At 38.7% G+C, this 17,415-nt stretch carries 17 protein-coding genes; 2 read left to right on the top strand and 15 right to left on the bottom strand.

From position 1 onward, the window contains the following. The first annotated feature begins 204 nt into the window (after positions 1 to 204). Positions 205 to 1,440, top strand: a complete 1,236-nt coding sequence (locus LJC66_RS10760) for a helix-turn-helix domain-containing protein (RefSeq protein ID WP_230932524.1) — start codon at positions 205 to 207, stop codon at positions 1,438 to 1,440. A gap of 74 nt (positions 1,441 to 1,514) precedes the next feature. On the opposite strand, the gene LJC66_RS10755 is transcribed toward LJC66_RS10760, so the two are convergent. From LJC66_RS10755 to LJC66_RS10715, 9 genes are all read right to left on the bottom strand, one after another. Further along, the gene (locus LJC66_RS10755; protein ID WP_230932523.1) at positions 1,515 to 3,002 is read right to left on the bottom strand and encodes a phytoene desaturase family protein; all 1,488 of its coding nucleotides are present in this window, start codon (positions 3,000 to 3,002) and stop codon (positions 1,515 to 1,517) included. Between the two features lie 117 nt (positions 3,003 to 3,119). Then, positions 3,120 to 3,710, bottom strand: a complete 591-nt coding sequence (locus tag LJC66_RS10750; protein WP_195694211.1) for a superoxide dismutase family protein — start codon at positions 3,708 to 3,710, stop codon at positions 3,120 to 3,122. A gap of 188 nt (positions 3,711 to 3,898) precedes the next feature. Next, entirely contained in the window at positions 3,899 to 4,384 is a 486-nt protein-coding gene (locus LJC66_RS10745) for a YusW family protein (protein ID WP_230932522.1), read from the bottom strand. A gap of 116 nt (positions 4,385 to 4,500) precedes the next feature. After that, positions 4,501 to 5,883 carry an aspartate kinase gene (locus tag LJC66_RS10740; protein WP_013082960.1) on the bottom strand — a complete coding sequence of 461 codons (1,383 nt, stop codon included), beginning with the start codon at positions 5,881 to 5,883 and terminating at the stop codon, positions 4,501 to 4,503. A 195-nt stretch (positions 5,884 to 6,078) separates the two neighbouring features. Next, positions 6,079 to 7,950, bottom strand: a complete 1,872-nt coding sequence (locus LJC66_RS10735) for a PTS fructose transporter subunit IIABC (protein WP_230932521.1) — start codon at positions 7,948 to 7,950, stop codon at positions 6,079 to 6,081. Between the two features lie 12 nt (positions 7,951 to 7,962). After that, positions 7,963 to 8,877: a 1-phosphofructokinase gene (gene pfkB / locus LJC66_RS10730; RefSeq protein WP_230932520.1), complete on the bottom strand. Its 915-nt coding sequence runs from the start codon at positions 8,875 to 8,877 to the stop codon at positions 7,963 to 7,965. After that, complete coding sequence (locus LJC66_RS10725) at positions 8,874 to 9,626, bottom strand: DeoR/GlpR family DNA-binding transcription regulator (protein WP_013056834.1); 753 nt, start codon at positions 9,624 to 9,626, stop codon at positions 8,874 to 8,876. Before LJC66_RS10725 ends, pfkB begins: the two co-directional genes overlap by 4 nt. Positions 9,627 to 10,007: 381 nt before the next feature. Next, positions 10,008 to 10,148: a hypothetical protein gene (locus LJC66_RS10720; RefSeq protein WP_013056833.1), complete on the bottom strand. Its 141-nt coding sequence runs from the start codon at positions 10,146 to 10,148 to the stop codon at positions 10,008 to 10,010. Positions 10,149 to 10,271: 123 nt separating this feature from the next. Further along, the gene (locus LJC66_RS10715) at positions 10,272 to 10,625 is read right to left on the bottom strand and encodes a YolD-like family protein (protein ID WP_025752142.1); all 354 of its coding nucleotides are present in this window, start codon (positions 10,623 to 10,625) and stop codon (positions 10,272 to 10,274) included. Positions 10,626 to 10,873: 248 nt separating this feature from the next. On the opposite strand from LJC66_RS10715, the gene LJC66_RS10710 reads away from it, so the two are divergent. Then, a complete protein-coding gene (locus LJC66_RS10710; RefSeq protein WP_195694217.1) occupies positions 10,874 to 11,713 on the top strand; it encodes a YitT family protein in 840 nt (279 codons plus the stop codon). A 31-nt stretch (positions 11,714 to 11,744) separates the two neighbouring features. Here the strand turns inward: LJC66_RS10710 and LJC66_RS10705 are convergent, their stop codons facing one another. The 6 genes from LJC66_RS10705 to LJC66_RS10680 form a co-directional block, all read right to left on the bottom strand. Beyond that, positions 11,745 to 12,479: an ABC transporter permease gene (locus LJC66_RS10705; RefSeq protein WP_230932519.1), complete on the bottom strand. Its 735-nt coding sequence runs from the start codon at positions 12,477 to 12,479 to the stop codon at positions 11,745 to 11,747. Continuing rightward, the gene (locus LJC66_RS10700) at positions 12,480 to 13,187 is read right to left on the bottom strand and encodes an ABC transporter permease (RefSeq protein WP_050691739.1); all 708 of its coding nucleotides are present in this window, start codon (positions 13,185 to 13,187) and stop codon (positions 12,480 to 12,482) included. Continuing rightward, positions 13,162 to 14,097, bottom strand: coding sequence for an ABC transporter ATP-binding protein (locus LJC66_RS10695; protein WP_230932518.1), 936 nt, complete (start codon positions 14,095 to 14,097; stop codon positions 13,162 to 13,164). The genes LJC66_RS10700 and LJC66_RS10695 overlap by 26 nt, the downstream gene beginning before the upstream one ends. Before the next feature lie 85 nt (positions 14,098 to 14,182). Beyond that, positions 14,183 to 15,547 (bottom strand): HAMP domain-containing sensor histidine kinase, encoded by a 1,365-nt coding sequence (locus tag LJC66_RS10690; RefSeq protein WP_230932517.1) that lies wholly within the window; start codon positions 15,545 to 15,547, stop codon positions 14,183 to 14,185. Then, on the bottom strand, positions 15,544 to 16,212 hold the full coding sequence (locus LJC66_RS10685) for a response regulator transcription factor (protein ID WP_025752135.1): 669 nt from the start codon (positions 16,210 to 16,212) through the stop codon (positions 15,544 to 15,546). The genes LJC66_RS10690 and LJC66_RS10685 overlap by 4 nt, the downstream gene beginning before the upstream one ends. Before the next feature lie 84 nt (positions 16,213 to 16,296). Then, positions 16,297 to 17,292, bottom strand: a complete 996-nt coding sequence (locus LJC66_RS10680; RefSeq protein WP_195694230.1) for a ketoacyl-ACP synthase III — start codon at positions 17,290 to 17,292, stop codon at positions 16,297 to 16,299. Positions 17,293 to 17,415: the final 123 nt, after the last annotated feature.

Below are 17,415 nucleotides of genomic sequence, written 5' to 3'. Positions count from 1 at the left end.
TTATGTTTTCCATTTTTGCCATTTGCGCATTTCTGTACATTTTTTTACAAAATATGCGTTTTCTTTACATAGAAGGCTAATGTCGTCTAGTTTTGACAACCTTTGTCACCTAGCAGGAAAACAAGTGAAGATATGGTGAATACAACATACAACAAATAATCCATTACATAGTTGGATGAAAATAGATAAGGGAGGAAATGAAAAATGATGGAGACATATACAATTAAAAAAGTAAGTGATCAATTAGAGGTAGAAAAGAAAACGCTAAAACAATGGGAAAAATTATTGGGCAGCTATTTAACAATTGAACGAGTAGATGGGGCCCGTGTCTATACAGAGGAACAAATTGAATTATTTAATGATATTAAACAGCTGTTTGATGAACAATGTACGTTAGATGAAGTCAAAGAATATGTTCAGCTGCTGATAAAGGAACAAGAAGAGCAGGAACATTTAGTGATGGAATCAGAGGCAGCGGTTTCAAAAGAAGAAGAACCGCCACAGTTGAAAACAACAGCTAAAAAAGAAAATGTCATTGATTTTCAAGAACATTCCAATAAACAAATGAAACAAGAAAAGAAAAAGGCTGCCGAAAAGCAGGAAAGCATTTCAGAAAACAAGCAAGAGAAGACCCCTCCTATACCTGAAGCACGATTAGCTACTGAAGAAGAAAAGCAGGCTATTTCTGCTTCTATTGAAGAGCCAAAACCAAACGACCTTGTTGTGAATGAAAAAGAACTGCTTCAAGGGGAATTAGTAGAAGCTGTTCGCCGCTATGAAGATGTGTTTGAGGTACTTGATACGTTTAAAGCTGATTTGTTAAAAGAAATGCGAGAAGGTATGCGAAATGAAGTTCGCGAAGAAATTGTAGGAGAAGTAAAAAGAGAGCTTGAAAAAAGTGCTACTCAAACTGTAGAAATGGTGGAGTCGGTCGGGGCATACATCTCTGAGTCTTCAGAACGCAGCGCAAGAGATGTAGAAAATATGTCTAAAAAAATTATCCGTTCTAACGAAAAATCGTTTGATGAAGTCACTTCTTTGATTGAAGATTATTCAACAATCGCTGAAGAGAAAACTGAGGATATGCGCCTGTTCATGAAAGATGTGATGGAGAATGCGGATGAATCCTCTAAAGAAATGCAGTATTTATTAGACCGATTCTCAAGCAATTCCACCGTTGCGATGAATCAAGTAAAATTTATGGTTGAAAAATTAAACAATTCTTCAACTAATACAACAGAAGAGCTTCGTGATTTAATTGATTCAATGAATGAGGAACGAGTCTATTATTTAAAAGAAATGGAGAAAGAACGTAAGCTTCATCGTCAAAGCGTAGCTGAACGCGAAGAGATGTTTAGTGATTTTGTCCAAACCTTTAGACAAACCGCCGCTGCTGATATGAAGCGAAAAAGGAAGTGGTGGAAGCTGTTTCTCTCCTGAAAACACCGGCCCTATGGTAATAGGGCCGGTGTTTTTTAATAGTATGAACAATCGTAGTTTGTATGTAAGAAATGTTAAGGTAACGCGTGGCGATGAGACGTTATACTTTGAAAAACATGATAGCCGCTTACCGATACGCCTATAGTTCCTGCTCCTGGAAATACTGTATCTCCGCATAACCACATTCCTTGTAAGCCAGATCGATGCGAAATGCTGTTGAACAAGGCATGATCTAACGTTTGCGGAAAGCCTCCCACTCCGCCGCTTGGGCGAGAAGTGAACCTTTCCCATGCTTTAGGAGCTCCCGAAATTTGATGCTCTGCTTTTTCAATGCTAGGAATAATGGTTTTAATGCCTGCTACCATTTTTTCTTCAAGAACTTGTTTTTGAAGATCATAGGCTTCTTTGGTACTCCACTTGCTAAGATCAATGTGAGTAGACGCTGTAATTGTACGCTTGCCTTCAGGCGCTCGAAAACGATCATCAGGATGAGAGACTGAGAGAAATAAATGATTTCCTTCCGTCATTTCCCCTTGTTCGGATTGAAGTACTTGCTGAAACAACTCTACCTTTTGCGGCAGATCTCTTTCATCAATCGCAAAATACATCGAAAACGTTCCCCACTGCGGAAGCTCGCTTTTTTCTTTTGCCCGCTTATGAATATGCTGGTAATCTTCATCATGCAGCAAAGACTTTAAGCTTTGAACCGGCGCGTTGCATACAACGTCTGATGCACGGTAATGGTTACCTCTATGATCATGTACGATCCACCCGTCATTATCACGCTCTATCTTTACTACTTTCCTTCCTAGAGTGGTTTTTCCTCCGTTGGCTTTAATCGATTTTTGCAGCGCTTCTGCGACTTTGTATAAGCCGCCTTTTACATAAAAAGCACCTTCGTGATAAATATCCAACGCTAAACATCCAATAAGCATTGAACAGTTCTCACTCGTTGTCTGCATGCTGTCTATTAATTGACCATCAACAAAATGAAGAAAGTCCGCTTCGTCTACCAAGCTGTGTTTTTTTAGTAAATAACTAAACGATTGATGAAAATAAGGCAACAGCTTCACAGAACCAACATTCAACGAACTTACCAGCCTGCTCCACTCACCGACTGTTAGAGGAGGAAGAACCGGCAGAGACTGCATAAGCTTGCGAATTTCTTTTGCAATTCTAAAAACATTTTCATAAAAGCTCCTAATATTTTTTGCTTTATGAGGAAATTGTTTTTGAAGATAGGAAATATGCTGATACCGGTCTTGATAATAAATCAGTGTACGATGAGGAAGATGAACTTTCATGATTTTCTCAAGAGAAACCTTTTCAATTTCTAGGCCAAGGTACGTGCCGATTCGCTCATGTACCCCTCCGTGCTCAAATCCCATTCCAAGCGTCGCCCCAACAGGAAACGTATACAAATGACGCTGAAATTTCCCTGCACAACCTCCCCATTCTCGAGAAGCTTCTAAAACCGTCACTTCATAGTCATGTTTAGCTAAAAGCGCTCCCGCTGTTAACCCACCTATTCCTCCGCCTATTACGACAACTTGCTTATGCATGTTTTCACCTTCTTTTAGCTCTTTCTTCTATTGTGCAAAAAAAAGAAGCTCACCGCAATTTAGAAGCGGCTCGTTACTGAAATAAAAAAGCCGTGAATGATCTCACAGCTTTTTGGCTTATTTTGTAATCACTCCACAAACAATCCGATCTCCTGAGTTTCCTGAAGGATCCGTTGTGTAATCGTCGACTTTATCATGTATCACTAATGCCGATCCATCCATATCCAAAAGAGAATTCGGCTTTCCTTCTTGCAGAGTGACAAGAGAAGCAAAAATTTCTGTATCTACTTTGCCATTTGGAGCAACTTCTAGATTGGGCAAATCACCTGCATGCGGGCCTTTTGTATTTTTAAAGCCGTGTTCACGTTTAAAAGGATTAAAATGGGCACCCGCTGTTTTAAAATCCGGCACCTCACATTTTCCTATTTCATGAATATGAAATCCATGTCTCCCCGGTGAAAGACCTTGAGCAGTTAATTTAATGTGCACGCCGTTCTTTGCTTCTGACAGGGTAGCCTCTCCTACTTTTTTGCCCGATGTATTTGTTAAATCCACTTTAACAGGTTCTACCGATACTTCGCTTGTTTCTTTTGCTTCCTCTGTTTTCAGGTGGTTTTCATGAGCGTTATTTTGCTCTTTTACCATGCTGCATGCTCCTAACCATAACAGAACAAAGACTACGCATCCGTTCATTATCAACTTTTGCATCCGTGATTCCTCCTTTTTCTTATTTATCACCATCCTTTCACTATTTTCCTTTTTTTAGACATCAAAAATAAGATTGAGACATACGTTCACCTTACCAATAAAAAAATCCGAACGAGTTGGATTCTTAATGAAGAACCTCGATTCATCGTTCGGATTTTCCTTCAACTAAAATACTTTGCTTTAACGTCTTACTTCTGTTTAAAGTTGTATTCTTTTTCCGTTCCGTTTGAAAAACGAACTTCTAATTCAAACGACTGAAAATCTTTTTTTAGACCAAACGCATCGATTACTTCCTTTTTTACATCTTCATTGGGCGTGCGCTGATCAAAATTTAACTTTTTAAATTTTGAAGATAATTTATTAAAAGCTTTGTCTCCGTTCAAGTGCTCATCGTTAATATTATCATCCACTTTGGCTTCTATCTCATCATTTTCATTTTCGTAGTCGGCTTCATAATCATTGTTGAGCCCCTTATAGTCTACTTCTAAATCAAATTTCGAAAAGTTAAAAGATGTGTTTTCGCTTTGATTATCATAGCTCATCGGCGTTCCGCCATTCGTCACGCCTTGTTTATTTTGAGCTTCTTTTGCCGGCGCTGCATCATCATTGTAGCATGCTGAAAGTACGCTAATACTTATAAGGGAAAAGAATATGAAAAAGGGTCGTTTCTTCACTGTATTTCCTCCTTTGACTTCACTCTTCCTTCCCTTTATGTCCACAAATTTGATTTTTATACGCCTCCACTAGAAAACCCCGCTCTCTAAAAAGAAAGCGGGGTTTTTCGTCTTGTTTATTTTACGTTCGAATAAGAAATACTGTACATGCTGTTAAAATACGTATTGTAAAGAGCTTGAACGGCACGGTCTAAAGCGTCTGCTTTCACACCAAACATCATGCTCACCTCAGAAGAACCTTGGTTGATCATTTCAAGATTCACTTCAGCACGAGCAAAAGCTTCTGTAGCTTTTGCAGCAATTCCTACTGTGCTATTCATTCCTTCTCCTACTACCATAACCATAGCAAGATCACGTTCAATAAAGATTTCATCTACTTCAAGTTCTTTTTCAATTCGAGCAAATACACGCTTTTCCACATCTGGCGTAAGCTGATGCTCGCGCATGATGACAGAGATATTATCAATTCCTGAAGGGGTATGTTCGTATGAAATGCCTTCATCTTCTAAAATTTCAAGCAATCTTCTGCCAAAACCAATTTCACGGTTTAATAAGTATTTGCTCACATGAATATTGCAAAAACCTTTGTCGCCAGCGATTCCAACCACCGGCGTATCGCCGTGAGGACGCTCAGCTACAATAAATGTCCCCTTTGCTTCCGGATTATTTGTATTCTTTACACATACAGGAATGCCTAGTTTATAAACCGGCTCTAGCGCTTCATCATGGAAGACAGAAAAACCTGCATAAGAGAGTTCACGCATTTCTCTGTATGTGACTTCTTTCATTTCATGAGGCTTTTCCACAAGTCGTGGATCTACGCTATAAATAGCATCTACGTCGGTAAAGTTTTCATACAAGTCAGCTTTGACTCCCGCTGCTACAATTGAGCCTGTGATATCTGACCCACCGCGCGAGAACGTAACCATGTTCCCTTCTTCAGAGTAGCCAAAGAATCCTGGAATCACCAAAATGCCCGAACGCTCTCTTAGCTGCGGCAGTTTTTCATAAGACAGTGGAAGCACTCTTGCTCTTCCGGGTTCATCAGAAACAAAAATACCTGCTTCTTTTGGATTTACATAATGAGCTTCAAATCCTAAATGGTTTAAATAAGCGGCCATTACCTTTGCGTTATTATCTTCTCCACTTGCTTTTAGACAGTCTAATAAGCGAAACGGATCGTTTTTATGTAAATCAATAAGTGATTGTAAATTCGTAATAATGTCCGTAATAATCGTTTCTGGCATAGACAAGTCCACAACGATTTCACGATAGCGATCAATTACTTGCCCAAACTCATCGACGTAATCTTCTCCAAGCTGTATTTTGGCAGAAAGTGCGATTAGCAAATCTGTCATTTTTGTATCTTCTCCGTATCGCTTGCCCGGAGCTGATACAACCACCAGCTTTCTCTCTTTATCAGACGTTACAATATGCGCAACCTGTTTAAATTTCTCTGCGCTTGCAACTGAACTCCCGCCAAACTTCGCAACCTTCATGTTTGAGACACTTCCTTACTTTGTTTTTAATATTCGATTATTGTACCATATTTTATCAAGTAGAAAAGCTTATCTATCTAACTTTTCTAAAAATTAAAGGAATACTACCGTAATTGTACTCCCATAAAGAACAAATGTCTACCACAAAAACACAAAAAGACTGATTTTACATGATGTAAAATCAGTCTTTATTTGTTATTCTGCTTTTGGCTTTTTTAATACACCTACAAGGACCGCTGTTACAATTGCACCAATTAAAATTGCTAGTGCATATAAAAGAGGATTTCCTTGTACAATTCCGATAACGAATACGCCGCCGTGTGGTGCTGGTAAACCGATGTGGAACATCATTGTTAAAGCACCTGCTACTGCAGCACCGATAACCGATGCGGGAATCACACGGCCTGGGTCAGCTGCTGCGAATGGAATCGCACCTTCTGTGATAAATGAAAGACCCATTACATAACACGTTTTACCTGTTTCGCGCTCTTGGCGAGTAAATTTGTTTTTGAACAAAGTTGTCGCAATAGCCATACCCAATGGTGGAACCATACCGCCTGCCATAATCGCTGCGTGTGGTGCATAGTTTCCAGCATCAATCATTGCAATACCAAATGTAAAGGCTGCTTTATTAATAGGGCCACCCATATCAATCGCCATCATACCGCCTAAGATAATACCTAATAATACTAAGTTACCTGTACCAAATCCACTTAACCAGTGCGTTAATCCTTTGTTAATTGCACTAACTGGCTCATTTACAACATAAAGCATAATCAATCCTGAGATAAAAATCCCAAATAGCGGATAAAGAAGAACTGGCTTAATTCCATCAAGCGCTTGCGGCAGGCCGCTGAATAATTTCTTTAACCCCACTACTACATAACCCGCTAAGAAACCAGCGATTAAACCACCTAAGAAACCGCCTCCGCCAGAAGCTGCTAAAAGACCTGCAACCATACCGGGAGCTAAACCAGGACGATCAGCAATACTCATTGCAATAAACCCTGCTAGTACTGGTACTAGTAAGAAAAATGCATTATCTCCGCCAATTGTTTTTAGCGCCGCTGCAAATGCATTGTATGTTGGATCTTTCGGTTCTGCTGAGTGAATGCCAAACATAAATGAAATAGCAATTAAGATCCCGCCCCCTACAACAAACGGAAGCATTGCTGATACACCGCTCATTAGGTGTTTGTAAAACCCTGTACGCTCTGATCCTTTACTTTCTCCGCCTTCTTTGCTGCCACCGCCGCCGCTGTATATAGGAGCGTCTCCTTTTAACGCGCGGTTAATTAATTCTTCAGGCTTGCGAATCCCTTCAGCTACTGGAACTTGAATGACTTTTTTACCTGCAAAACGTTCCATTTCTACTTGCTTGTCCGCTGCAACAATAATAGCGGTAGCGTTTTCAATTTCTTCCTTCGTCAACGCGTTTTTAACCCCGCTGGAACCATTTGTTTCAACTTTGAGCGTCACGTTCATATCTTTCGCTTTTGCTTTTAAGCTGTCCGCTGCCATATATGTGTGTGCAATTCCCGTTGGACAAGCCGTTACAGCAAGCACTAATTGATCTGAAGCTGTATCTACTTCCTCTTCCGGCGCTTCATTTTCAGTTTCTTTATCATCAATTGCTTTAATGACTTCATCAATTGATGATGCTGTTAGCAACGTTTTTCGGAATGATTCGTCCATTAATAACGTAGACAAACGAGATAGTGTTTCTAAGTGAGCGTTATTTGCGCCTTCACTCGCTGCAATCATGAAGAATAAGTGTGCAGGCTGTCCGTCTAATGATTCATAATCGATACCTTCTGTTGAGCGTCCAAATGCAATGGCCGGTGTTTTTACCGAGCTTGTTTTTGCATGCGGAATGGCAATGCCTTCTCCAATTCCCGTTGTACTTTGAGATTCACGATTTAAAATTGCTTCTTTATAGCCAGCTCGGTCGCTTAAGCGACCAGCTTCGTCTAATTTTCCAACTAATTCATCAATAACATCAGCTTTTGACGTGCTTTTTAAATCAAGAATGATTGTATCTTTTTTTAATAATTCAGTAATTCTCATTCTCGTTTCCCCCTACTCTACCTTTGTGATTGACACTTGTTCACGAAGCGTCTTTACATCTTCTGCTGTACATAATTCAAGTGAGAATGCTGTGGCACTTCCTGAAGCTACTCCTGTTTGAAAAGCTTCTAATAAATCCCCTTGTTTTACATAAGAAGCAATAAATCCAGCTACAAGTGAATCGCCAGCTCCAACAGAATTTTTTACCGTTCCTTTAGGGACTGTGGCACTGTAGACACCGCTTTCGTTAATAAGCAGTGCTCCATCACCTGCCATAGACACAACGACGTTTTGCGCTCCTTGTTCCACGAGCTTCTTACCGTATACTAGCGCATCTTCTGCACTGTTTACTTCTACATCAAACAATTCTGCAAGTTCATGATGATTCGGTTTGATAAAAAACGGGTTGTGGGACACGACGTCTAGCAAAGTTTTTCCACTTGCATCTACTACAACTTTTACTCCGTTCGCTGCTGCTAGTTCAGTTAACGTTTCATACACAGAACTTGGAAGCGTTTTCGGTATACTCCCCGCTAATACGAAGATATCGCCTTCAGTCATTTGCTTTACTTGAGTCAATAAAGACTGAAGCGCTTCGTCTGTAATAGCAGGTCCTTGACCGTTAATTTCTGTTTCTTTTTCTGTTTTTAACTTTACGTTAATACGGGTATCTCCCTCAACTCTTGTAAAAGCTGTTTCGATATTCTCCGCTTTTAAGTAGTCTTCGATATAGGTTCCTGTAAAGCCGGCTACAAAACCGAGGGCTTTATTATCAACACCTAATCGCTTTAAAACGCGAGAGACGTTAATGCCTTTTCCTCCTGGAAACTTGGCTTCATTCGTTGTGCGGTTAAGCCCGCCTTCTTCGAATGCTGAAACATGTACTACGTAATCAACGGATGGGTTCAACGTACATGTATAAATCATGATTTCACAACCTTTATGTCTGTTTTGTTTGCATACTGTATAAGTACATCGCTAGGTACGTCATTTGTTATAATTTTTGCTTCATGTAAATCGGCTATTTTCGCAAAGCTTGTTTCAAAAAACTTAGTGGAATCTGATAAAATATAAGATTCTCTAGACAGCTTCATTGCCGTTTGCTTGATCAATGCTTCTTCTGGGTCAGGAGTGGTATATCCATATTGATGATGAATCCCATTCGCTCCCATAAAGCACTTATCAAAACGATATTGCTCAAGACTTAAAAGAGCTCCATTGCCAATTAAAGCGCCCGTTTTATGTTTAACAGATCCCCCAATTAAATAGAGGGTGATACCTTGTTCTAGCATCGGGTTTAAATGCATTAAACCATTTGTCACGACAACTACATCTTTTTGCTTTAAAAAAGGAATCATTTCATACGTTGTAGTTCCTGCATCTAAAAAAATACAGTCACCTTCATTTATAATGGAAGCCGCATACTCTGCAATGTTTCGTTTATCTTGAACATTTTTAGCAGATTTTTCGATAACGCTCAGTTCGATTCGTTTACTGCGAATAAGCGAAGCGCCACCGTGAACACGTTTGAGCATTTGCTCTTCTTCTAGTTGACTTAAGTCTCTTCTAATGGTGGATTCCGAAGCGCCTGTAACTTCGATAAACTCTTGCACTTTTACAAGTTCTTTCTCTTTTAAAAGTTTTAAGATTAGTTGATGTCTCTCCGGCGTTAACATGTTCTAGCTCCTTTTTCAAAAAAGCGTTTTCATTTATTTCATGTACTTACTTTATCACGGTTTACATTCAAAATCAATCATAAAAAATCAAAAACATTCATTTTTTTAATTACAAAATAAAGTTTTTTGAACGAACAATTAAATTTGCATTTGGTTTAATAATAGTTACTACAAAAGGAAATATGCTGGTAATTCAAGAATTTGTCTACTTTTCTCATTATATGTAAAGGTTTTCTTCTACTCAATTAGCTATGACTGTTTTTGACTATTTCTTGACCGATTGAATTTTTCTGACTGAATCAGCCATAGCTTGTCCTGATTTCGTAAAAGCCTACACACCAAAAAAGTTGTCCACCTTTTTGGACAACTCAAAGTGACCCATCATTTAAATAAAAACAGAAGCATATATAATATGGAAGCAAGGGCAGAAGAAATAGCTAAACTTGAGATAAAACGAACGAGTCTTTTCTTAATGAACTGCGTTAATTCGATTTCTCTTACTTGAGTTTTTTCATTTTGCATACTAATGATCCCTTCTTTAATTAAAATTTCCTAGTAGCTAGAAGTTACTACTCGCAGAATATGCTTTTATGTATTGTATGCATGCGTTAAAAAAAAGATACAAAACGAACAAAAAAGCTACTCTTAGCTAGAGTAGCTTTCATCTTTCCATACATCTGCTTCAATTACTGCATCCGCTCGAATCGAATATGTATAACAAGGGCCTGTAACCATCAGCGTATTCGACTGCAGCGAGACTTTATCAATCGTCACTCGTTCATACCTTTGAATATGTCCTGCTTCATAGACGTGAAGCGTTACTGGATGATGCTCCGAGTAACTGTTCATAATGACATTTTCAATATGCTCAATCTTTTCTTTTTTCAACCCTAAGGACTGCTTATGCGCATCGGGACTGTACATTTTCTTCATTTTCTCTAAATGCTCGGGCATTACTAACTTCGCATACTGTTTTAATTCATCTTGATACACGTTCATTCTCCCCCTTGACTCTTGCTTCTATTTTACCGAACGAACATTCTCATTGCAAAACTTTTTAATCAAAATAAAAGCAAACAATTCATTTTTTCATATTAGATAAAAACTGTCAAAAGATTTTATGATGATAGCAGAAACTGATTTTTTTAAAAATAATAATATCTCATCTTTAATTCGGTCTCTAGAGTTGGTATAATACATTGTCATGACTGTGTTTTCGGAGTTTTTGATGATTGGAGGTAACGTTCATGATTAATAAAATAAAAGAAATTATCCTTATTATTCTAGGAAGCCTTATTTTTGCACTTGCCATTAATTACTTTGCTATTCCAAATGAATTAGCAGAAGGCGGCGTAACCGGTGTAACAATGATTACCTATTATGTATTAGGCTGGTCTCCGGGTATCACAAACTTTATATTAAACGGTTTGCTGGTACTAATCGGATACAAATTGCTTCACAAACGTGTGATTGCTTACACAATTATATGTATTGTTTTCACATCTCTATTCCTACATATAACTGAAGGACTGGGAAATCCTCTTGATGATACGCTGCTGGGGGCTATTTTTGCTGGTATTTTAGCTGGTGTAGGACTCGGACTTGTGTTTAGAGGAGGCGGAACTTCCGGAGGCTCTGCAGTTATTGCCCGCTTAGCTAATCAATATCTAGACTGGAATATTAGCAAAACGATGCTGGCAATTGATTTATTGGTTGTAGCAAGCGCCTATTTTGTCATCGGAGGAGAAAAGACGATGTATACGGTTATTTCTCTTTACATCGGAACGAAAGTGCTTGATTATATCATTGAAGGACTCAATCCTCGCAAAGCAATTACTATTATTTCACACCGTTCCGCTGAAGTGGCCGAACAAGTTAATAAAAAGATGCAGCGAGGAGTCACTGTTTTTTCCGCTCATGGAAGCTATACAAAAGAAGCAAAAGACGTATTGTACGTAGTTGTGAACAAACAAGAACTGCTAGAATTAAAACGCATTATTCATAAAGTCGACGAACAGGCTTTTGTGGTTGTCCACGATGTGCGCGACGTATTTGGAGTAGGCTTTACTATTCCAAAAGCCAGCTGAAAACCCGCTGTAAAAAAGCGGGTTTTTTCTATTATATATGTTTGCGCTGAAAATACAGTAAACCTGCTGCTCCAAAAAGCAGAAAGCTGCTTATAACAACCACTAAGAAATTCTGTGTAGTCAGCATCAACCCCCATGATGCTTTTCCGTTTACACCTAACATTCCATACATTGGCTGAGTCCATGGGTACCAGGGGCCAAATCGTTCAGAATTAGCAACGAATAAATTCGGTAGTGTTAAAATGACGTTGACTGTCAAAGATGCTCCAAAGCTAGAACATGCCATTGACACAGCTAGCATAAACGCAAGAATGGGCAACGCCGCAACCCATCCGCCTAGCATATTTCCAGCTATCATCTTTAATGGCACAGCGCTCGGATAGTCTTTTAACATGCTAACTCCTAATAAAACAACAAATACAAGCACTTGAAGAATTCCCATGAAAGCTGCTGCTGTAATCAATTTTGCTCCGTATACCGATGTCCTTGTCACAGGAAGAGATAATAATTGCTTCCACCCTCCCGCTTCGTGTTCATACCGACAGATGAAGGATGTTACTAACCCGCCAATTAACGGATAAAACAGCAATCCGTGAACATTGGCAATCAAGGCATCTGCCATTGCCCATTTCATTCTCCCGCTTGGCATTGCCTGATCACCTACAAAAAGGATAATAGCGATTAGAATAGGACTCACAAAAAGGTACGTCCAGGCTTTTGTTTTAAACAATTTAAACGATTCTATCTTACATAATTGCAAAAACATTTAGGCCACATCCTTTTTGATAAAGTGCAAGGCGCCTGCAGCATATAAGAAAATGCCGATAATTACACCTGCTATCATGTACATATTCCGATAGTCAGAAAACGCTAACATTGGCCATTGCCAGAAAAACCAGCTCGGCAATTCTCTCATACCACTCATCGTCACACTCATCACAATACCTAGTGCAAGAGAGCGGCCTTGATTTTTAAAAAGCATAGATAACCATATTTGAATAGCTACAAATGGAATGGCAGAAAAAAACGGATAAAAGGTATACACGAAAAGATTTTTCCAAGAAGACGGAAAACCAAATCCTAACCACCATCCTAACCCAATTATACCGATTAATAGAACAGCAGAAGCGATAAGTAGCATAAACATAACTACTACAAATTTTGCTGTATAAACACTCAGTCTGCTCACAGGTAAGCTCAGCAGCTGCTTCCATGAGCTTCTATGATATTCAATATGCGCTACATTTGAAGCAAGAATCGTTCCTCCCAGTAAAAAAGCTATTGGAAGCGTGATGTTTAGTTCATGTAAAAGACCTTCCCACACATTCGGATTTTGCTGAATTAAATATTCATATCGAACGCTATAATCAACTAGCGTTAAGCCAATTACACCCGCTGGACCTAAAAATAGTAAAAACCAGAGCCATTTTCTTTTTAACTTTATACACTCAGCCTGCAGTATTTTTGCGAACATATCTATTCTCCTCGCTCGTCAGCTTTAAAAAGATATCTTCTAATGACTTCGATTTTTCTTCAACTCGGTAGATTGAGACATTTTCTTGCACAAGCTGATAAACAAGATGTGCCACTTGCTCATGATCAATATAATCTAAAAGAAGACTATGTTCATCGATAGTAGGTACAAACCCGTTTGCTAATAGGATTGTTTTAGCCTTTTCTATCTCTCCCGTTGTAAATGCCACTTGATGCTTAGCTTTTTTGCGAAGCGATTCAATCGATCCATTAAATAGCATCTTTCCTTTTGTAATAATACCTACTTGAGTCGCTAAATGGTCAATTTCATAGAGTAAATGACTTGAAATCAATACGGTAACTCCGTTTTCCCCTGGCATTTCTTTAATTAATGAACGAATTTCTTGAATTCCTGCAGGATCCAGTCCGTTGGTTGGTTCGTCTAAGATTAATAAACGAGGATTTCCGAGGAGTGCAGAAGCAATACCAAGCCGCTGTTTCATCCCAAGAGAAAAGCCTTTGACTGGACGATTTGCTTCTTTTGTTAATTTTACAATATTTAGTACTTCATCCACTCTGTTTTTAGATACACCTAGTATTTTACGAAGTACCTCTAGATTTTCTCTTGCAGTTAAATGCGCATAATAGGAAGGGCTCTCTACAAGTGAACCTATCTTTTTTAAGGCTTGAATATGCTGCCTGTGATTTTTTATTCTTTCTCCAAACAGCTCAATTTCCCCGCTCGTTGGCTTCATTAGCCCGAGCAGCATTCTGATCGTTGTCGTCTTCCCTGCTCCGTTAGGTCCTAAAAACCCGTAGATTTCTCCTTCTTTAATGGATAAATTCACTTCATTTACAGCTTCTGCTCCTTTAAATACTTTTACCAGCTGAGTCGTTTTAACTATTTCCACTTTTATCACCTCTCCTTTACTATAAACAGCCAAAGTTAAGAGGACGGAAAAGAAAGGTTAAAATTTGTTTAAAAAAGCGAGTGAATTAATCACTCGCTTTGTACACAATTTGAATATCCGTTCCATGTTTTGTAGAATGAATTGACCACGTTAACCCCATTTCTTTAATCATCGCATCCACAATCGCTAGACCTACACCGTTTTGCTTCGTATGGCTATTCTTTTTAAAGCCTGACCCTTTATCAGAAATGGTGAGAGAAGATAAATCATGCTCTTGAACAAGGCGAAAGCCAATAAAGTTACCTTCTTTGGCATGACGAATGACATTTTGACATAAATTATCTATTATTCTTTCTAACCACTGAACATCTCCGCGCCAATATATGGACTGAGAAGGCAGTTGAATATCCACTTCCATATTCTCTTCTTCAAATAGTGGATACGATTGTGCAATGCTTTTTCTAAGAAATCGAGCCATATCAACTTCCTCTTCCCGATATGGATATTTTCCATTTAACAGCAGCGTATAGGAAAATAAATTATCTATTAAATCACTAACAAATTCTACTTTTGTATCAATTACCTCAAGAGATTGTTGAACGTTCAAGGCCATTTCTTCGTTTTTCAGCTGATAAATATGCGTTCGAACAGTCGTGAGCGGTGTTCGTAAGTCATGCGACAGACTCATAATTAAGTCTTGCCGCAGCTGTTCTTCTTGCTTCTCTCGGTCCCGGCTTTCATGAAGCTGTTTAACCATTTGATTGAACGATTGTTCTAGCTGACCAATTTCATCCGTGGACTCAGATACAACAGGTAAAGGAATTCCTTGCTCGCCTTTGTTGTTCATAGCAGCTTGTAACACTCGCAGCCTTTTTCGAATTCGAAGAAAAAAGAACAGAGAAAGTACAATAAAAGAAAGCACAATGATAAAAACAAATCCTAAATAAATATTATAGTAGGCTGGGTCTAGCCTTTGAATAGGAGGCTCAACGGCTTTTTCTGGCACTTCAATGACCATAAAACCTTGCTTTTTATCTGTTCCAATAAAGGTAATAACCGTATACGGATCGTTTCCGTATCGTTTTTTTATAAATTCAGCCGTATAAGACGATGACCATTGCTTCGGAAGGGCTTCATGATAAGGAAGCGGAAGCTGTGTTTGTCCAGCTTCGTTTACCCAGAACATTGAAGCTTCAGGGTATTTTGCTTTTAATAATTTTAGCTTTTGATTAATTGTTTTCTCATTTGCTCCTTCTAGCTTTTGGGCTTCTTCATTCCATATTTGTTCGTAGTAGCTTTTTCCTTTATACTCTTCATTTAATAATCCTTGAATATGCATAAAAGGGACGGTGATCAGCCATGAGCCTGCAAAAAATGATACCGGTATAATTAGTACAGCTGCAATCATAATTAAGATATACTTCGTGATAAGAGACTGTGTAACGTTCATTGCTTCACCCTGTACCCAATCCCTCGTATTGTTTCAATAATTTCAGGCTTAGCTGCATTTTTCTCCAATTTTTCTCGTAAATAGCGAATATGTACCATTAATGTTTTATCTCCTTCTATATAACGCTCTTTCCATACCCCTTCATAAATTTGTTCTTTTGTTAAAATTTGATTTAAATGCTGAAGGAAATAAGTAAAAATATGAAATTGCTTACCTGTTAAACTAATTTCTTCACTTGTCTCTCTGTTCATCACGCGATAGTCTATCATCGAAATATGCAAATGTTTTACAATAAGCTCTTCTTTCTTTCTTGAAAATCTTCTTAACAATACTTCAAGCCTTGCAAGCAGCTCTTCTGGATGAAACGGCTTTGTGACATAGTCATCGGCAAACTCTAGCCCCATGATCTTATCTTCTAGGGCTGTACGAGCTGAAAGCATTAAAATCGGGACATCAGGTGCTAGTTTTTTAAGCTTTTTTCCCACTGTAAATCCATCTAACCCAGGCAGCATTACATCTAAAATGACAATATCCGCTTGTTTAATAAACTGACTGGCGATATCTCCTGATTGTAACCAAGTAACTTCATAGTTTTGCTTTTTAAGCTCATTTTGAATCATTAATCCAATTTCTTCATTGTCTTCAATGTATAAAACGTGATTCATATGCACACCCCCTTTACTTCTTTTTCCATTTTATCGAATTCTTCTTAGCAGTAAAAGACAAAAAACGCTAAAAGGCCATGCCTTTTAGCGTTTTTCTTTACACGTCCATTTAATTAACAAGCCGCAGTGCGTTAATCCTCCTCCAAACCCATAGAGAATAAGGAGGTCATTATCCTGTACTTTTCCTGTCATTATTCCTTCGTTTAAAGCAAGCGGAATAGAAGCTGAAGACGTATTTCCGCAGTATTGCACACTCGTTAACGTTTTATCCATTGAAACACCTGTTTTAGCACAAATAGCTTCAATCATTCGAAGGTTTGCACTGTGCGGAATAAACCAGTTTACATCAGAAAGAGAAATAGAAGTATTCTTTAATAATGCTTCTACTCCTTTTGGAATCGTTCGGACAGCAAAGCGGTATACTTCACGCCCGTTTTGAACTAAATTTCCGCTCGAGTTAATTTCTTTTCCTGAAAGAGTATTAGATAAGTTAGTACGATATAAATTTACCCCTCCGCTTCCGTCCGTTCCGTAGTGACATCCTAAGAAACTTGGATTATGCTCATCGTACTCTACAAGCATGGCTCCCGCTCCATCACCAAACAGCACGCATGTGGCCCGGTCCGTATAATCTGTAATTTTCGACATGACTTCAGCACCAATAACTAAAATCTTTTTATGCAGTCCAGACGTCACTAGGCCGTTCGCCACATGAAGGCCATATGTAAACCCGGCGCATGCTGCACTTAAGTCAAATGCAGCAGCTTGCTCAATATGAAAGTAATCTTGAACCTGACATGCTACGCTAGGAAAAAAGTGATCCGGCGTTGTGGTCGAAACAATAATTGCATCTACATCTTCTATTTCTACAGCATATCGGTTAAGCAAATTTTCAACGGCTTGAATGGCAAGCGTAGACGTGTATTCGCCTTCACCAGCCATTCGTCGCTCTTTCATTCCCGTACGCTGCACAATCCATTCGTCACTTGTATCAACCATTTCTTTTAAATGGTCGTTCGTTAATTTTTGCTTTGGTGTATACGTCCCCATTCCCGTAATTCTAGCTTTTGACTGTATCATTTCTCCACCTCAAATCAGTTGATACTTAATTATAACACCTACTTTTAATATCTGGTACTAATTTATTACAGATAAAAAGCGCAAAGCCATATCCTTTACGCTTTTTTATTGGATATAAATTTT

This window comes from Priestia sp. TSO9, from assembly GCF_021029645.1.
Lineage (GTDB): Bacteria > Bacillota > Bacilli > Bacillales > Bacillaceae_H > Priestia > Priestia megaterium_E.
The sequence above is the reverse complement of the archived record's forward strand: the minus strand, read 5'-3'. Positions and strand labels throughout refer to the sequence as shown.